The sequence below is a fragment of the Pseudomonas sp. P4_C3 genome (assembly GCF_056402075.1).
In genome coordinates this window covers 1-3,234 of the sequence record NZ_JBFUIC010000406.1, presented here as the reverse complement: position 1 = coordinate 3,234, position 3,234 = coordinate 1, and the positions used below count along the sequence as shown (strand labels likewise).

At 55.1% G+C, this 3,234-nt stretch carries 5 protein-coding genes; 3 read left to right on the top strand and 2 right to left on the bottom strand.

The features are described 5' to 3' along the window. Positions 1-289: 289 nt before the first annotated feature. The 3 genes from AC1DVH_RS28480 (at position 290) to AC1DVH_RS28470 (ending at position 1,943) form a co-directional block, all read left to right on the top strand. A complete protein-coding gene (locus AC1DVH_RS28480) occupies positions 290-838 on the top strand; it encodes a cupin domain-containing protein (protein WP_108216007.1) in 549 nt (182 codons plus the stop codon). Between the two features lie 83 nt (positions 839-921). After that, on the top strand, positions 922-1,206 hold the full coding sequence (locus AC1DVH_RS28475; RefSeq protein WP_477756593.1) for a hypothetical protein: 285 nt from the start codon (positions 922-924) through the stop codon (positions 1,204-1,206). After that, positions 1,203-1,943: an ATPase gene (locus AC1DVH_RS28470; RefSeq protein ID WP_477756592.1), complete on the top strand. Its 741-nt coding sequence runs from the start codon at positions 1,203-1,205 to the stop codon at positions 1,941-1,943. Before AC1DVH_RS28475 ends, AC1DVH_RS28470 begins: the two co-directional genes overlap by 4 nt. A 60-nt stretch (positions 1,944-2,003) precedes the next feature. On the opposite strand, the gene AC1DVH_RS28465 is transcribed toward AC1DVH_RS28470, so the two are convergent. Together AC1DVH_RS28465 and AC1DVH_RS28460 are read right to left on the bottom strand one after the other, a co-directional pair. Next, positions 2,004-2,297 carry a fructose-bisphosphate aldolase gene (locus tag AC1DVH_RS28465; RefSeq protein WP_477756591.1) on the bottom strand — a complete coding sequence of 98 codons (294 nt, stop codon included), beginning with the start codon at positions 2,295-2,297 and terminating at the stop codon, positions 2,004-2,006. Positions 2,298-2,783: 486 nt separating this feature from the next. Next, a partial coding sequence (locus tag AC1DVH_RS28460; protein WP_477756590.1) for an alpha/beta fold hydrolase occupies positions 2,784-3,234 on the bottom strand: 451 nt, incomplete at its 5' end.

Genomic DNA, 3,234 nt, shown 5'->3' with positions numbered 1-3,234 from the left:
GGTCTTGTGTCTTGACTGAGAATTATCATCAGCCGGTTCTTTTCTTCAGCCGTTTATCGAACCTGCTGAGCATTACGAACAAACGTGATTTAATAGCCGCCTTTCACGTTTCCGGGACCGGAAAACGGCGTGATCCGCGCCTGCACTCCACCCCTCCATTATCCCTGTAGGAGCGAGCTTGCTCCGGGCGGCGATCCGACGATAGCGCCGGTTCAATCAACATCAATGTTGCGGCTAAAATCGCAATCGCGAGCAAGCTCGCTCCTACGGGTTGGCACATAAGGCTGTCATGGACACGGGCTCACGACTCAAACTAGTACGCGAAAGCTACAAAATGTCCCAGCGCGAGCTGGCCCGGCGTAGCGGCGTCACCAATGCAACCATCTCCCTGATCGAACAGAATCGGGTCAGTCCTTCCGTCAGCTCCCTGAAGAAATTGCTGGAGGGYATCCCCATGTCCCTGGCCGACTTCTTCACCTTCGATCAGCCACCGCGCGAACACCAGTACGTCTTTCGCGCCAACGAACAGCCCGACCTCGGCCGCCATGGCCTGCGCCTGCTGCTGATCGGTGCGTCCGTGCCGAGCCGGCAGATGCGCTTGCTGCGCGAGCAATACGCACCGGGCGCCAGTTCGGGTGAAGAGCCGATCGTGCATTCCGAAGGCGAGGAGTGCGGGTTGGTGACACGGGGTACCGTGGAATTGACCGTGGATGGTCAGGTGAGCGTGCTGAACGCCGGGGATGGTTACTACTTCCCGACGACGTTGCCGCACAAGTTTCGCAATATCGGGGCGGATGAGGCGGAGATTATCAGTGCCAACACGCCGGCCAACTTCTGATGAGGCAAATGGCCTTGCTCGACGCTTTCGGAGATGTATGTTAATTATTGGTTGTACGTATCAAGTGCAGACCGGAGTCAGAAATGTCTCGTAAAAAAGAGAAACAACCCAAGACCGAAGCGCAAATTGTCGCTCAGGAGTCCATGATTCCCTCGATCGCAGCCAAGGCGTTTCGCGATGCCTACAATGTTGCGCTTTCGAAGGGGGAGTCTGTCCTTGTGGTTCGCGCTGGTCAGTTGGTGAAAGTCTCCAATACCGAATCTGTAGTGCTTCGATCGGTTGAGACCTACGGCACAATCAAATCCGGGACTCGAATAAAGGTCAAGAAAGCGCTGAATGGGGATTTTGTTCCTCAGGTCCAGGCTTGAGTACACCACGGGTCAGAATCTTCGCGGGACCCAATGGCAGCGGAAAGAGTACGTTCAACTCAAAAGTCCCTGCTCACCTGCTCGTTAACTACATTAATCCTGATGCGATTGAGTTAGGCATTCGTGAAACAGGGTTCTTCGATTTTTCGCAATTCAAGCTCCAGGCATTTGTAGGACGCGCAATCCCGTTTTTGCGTACCAGCAGCCTTCTTTCCAAATTCCCTGAGTCTTTGGCCAAGATCGATGATTTAGCCATCGAAGGTACTCTCCTTGTATTCCCGTCACGACAGATAGATTCATATATCGCTTCGGTGCTTTCGGACTTTGTCCGTGTATCACTTATTGATGAGCTTTCCAGCTTCACGTTTGAAACCGTTATGTCGGATATCAGCAAGGTCGAGTTGCTACGGCAGGCGCGGTTGGCGGGATATCGGGTGTATGTGTACTACGTGGCTACAGCGGATGCAGAAATCAATGTGGCTCGGGTCGCTTATCGGGCCTCGATAGGTGGGCACGATGTACCATCGGACAAAATTCGATCGCGCTACAAGCGATCTCTGGAGAATCTTTCTGATGCCATCCTGCTATCAAACCGGGCTTACATCTTTGATAACTCTCAAGATGGTGACTCCGGCTTCGCCCAAATTGCCGAAATAACCGAGGGGGAAGACATTGCAATCGTGTCGGATACCCAGCCAGCGTGGTTCATGCATTACGTACTGGATAAACTCACCTGATGATTGAAATCGAGGCGAAAAAAACCGCAGTAATGCGGTTTTTTTTCGGCTGAAAATTGGTCATTTCTCCTTGGGTACCTCAAACCCCCGCAACTCAATCACCCCAAACACATCCCGCACATCCTGCAGCAGAATCCGCGAAATGTTGGTGACCGTGTTGATGTCGTTTTCGGCGTAGTCGGGGAGGCTGGTGCAGGCCATGAGGTTGAGGTATTGGAGGACGGCGTTGAGGCGCTCGGCGGCGCAGTTGTGAAGTTCGCGCAGGGGCGCGTCGCTGTCGATGAGGAGGACGGGGTAGCTGGTGGCGATTTGTTTCATGGGGGTGAAGCGGCGATGCGGACTATTAGCAGTCATAAGTAAAACTTCCTCGTATCTGTAAGAAGAACTACTCCCTGTCGCTGCGAATCGAATGGGGTGGTAGCTATGTGCGGGTTCGCAGACCGAGGATACGAGGAACCCGGCAGACCCGAAGATCTCCCACACACAGCCACCATAAAACGAAATACGGCCGCAGACGCGTCCGTCAGTGGTTTTGTGAGCTGCAAGGTTACTACACGTATCAACAGGGCTGCGAAACCCTATCGCCAATTCAAGTCAGCGACGGGCGTACATTAGGCATCGATTGCCGGTGCTGCAACCGGCCTGTAGGACGCCAAATAGCCCCTGTGGGGAGGGAGCTTGCTCCAGTTCGGCGGCTCTGCCGCCGTAAACCGGGCACTGCGGTGTGTCCTGGGAAATGGTTTGCAAGGAATTAGGGCTGCTTCGCTGCCCAGCGGGAGCAAGCTCCCTCGCCACGGTGGGTAAATTCCTACATGTTTTTCGGATGTCAGGGATGTGCCGTCACTGCGCCATAAACCCTCGAATCGCGGCAATCGTCTGCGTCGGCGCTTCCTCCATCAACCAGTGCCCAGCCCCCGGAATCACCACTTCCGTCACCTTGTCCGCCGCATTGCGCATCACGATGGCTTCATTGGCGCCGAAGGATTTCTCACCCCCGACCGCCAGCACCGGCATGCTCAGTTTCTTGACCATCGACGCTTCGTTTTCCACGGCGTCCTGACGAATGCTGCGGAACTGGGTGAAGGCGGCGTGCATGACGCCGGGGCGGGCGTAGAGTTTGGCGTAGTGCTGGCGGATGCCTTCATCGACCTTGGCGGGGTTGCCGGCGAATTCGTTCCAGAAGCGGTCGAGGTAGAATCGACAAACCCCATCCTTCGGCAAACGCCTGCAAGGCTTCGATCGGATGAGCGTAGACGGTTTGGCGGTTGGTGACTTGATGGAACCAACACCG

Bases quoted from the DNA above. Each gene is read 5' to 3' on its own strand.
- AC1DVH_RS28475 (WP_477756593.1), top strand. From the start codon at position 922: ATGTCTCGTAAAAAAGAGAAACAACCCAAGACCGAAGCGCAAATTGTC.
- AC1DVH_RS28465 (WP_477756591.1), bottom strand. From the start codon at position 2,297: ATGACTGCTAATAGTCCGCATCGCCGCTTCACCCCCATGAAACAAATC.